This is a genomic window from Paraburkholderia sp. UYCP14C, from assembly GCF_004197395.1.
Taxonomy (GTDB): Bacteria; Pseudomonadota; Gammaproteobacteria; order Burkholderiales; family Burkholderiaceae; genus Paraburkholderia.
Genome location: NZ_SELS01000383.1, coordinates 1 through 311, shown reverse-complemented (window position 1 = coordinate 311; position 311 = coordinate 1). Strand labels below are relative to the sequence as shown.

Sequence of the window (311 nt, the reverse complement as noted above, 5' to 3'; positions counted from 1 at the left end):
ATAGCCGCATGGCCCTGCTTCGTAGACGATGCGAACGTGCGTCGCCTTGGACTGCATGCGCTGGCACAGGCGATCGAAGTCATACTGCCTCAACCGCATGGAGAAAAGCCTCAGTAACCGCCGCATCGATTTGCAGGCCGCCGACGTTAAGGCAGTAGACGCCACGGCCATTCTCGATCCCTTTGTTCGAGCAATGGTAACCAGGCGTCTGGTTGGTTCCACGATAGTGGGTCTTAAGTTTGCGGCTGCAGTGGCCACAGGTTGCCAGACCTTGCAGCAAGGCGGTACCTTCTCTCACGGCGCCACCGGCT

General features: G+C 58.8%; 1 protein-coding gene. It reads right to left on the bottom strand.

Going from position 1 to position 311, the window contains the following annotated elements; translation table 11 throughout:
- Window positions 1-79 precede the first annotated feature (79 nt).
- Window positions 80-298 carry a zinc ribbon domain-containing protein gene (locus tag EVC45_RS45305; protein ID WP_248295565.1) on the bottom strand — a complete coding sequence of 73 codons (219 nt, stop codon included), beginning with the start codon at window positions 296-298 and terminating at the stop codon, window positions 80-82.
- Window positions 299-311 lie beyond the last annotated feature (13 nt).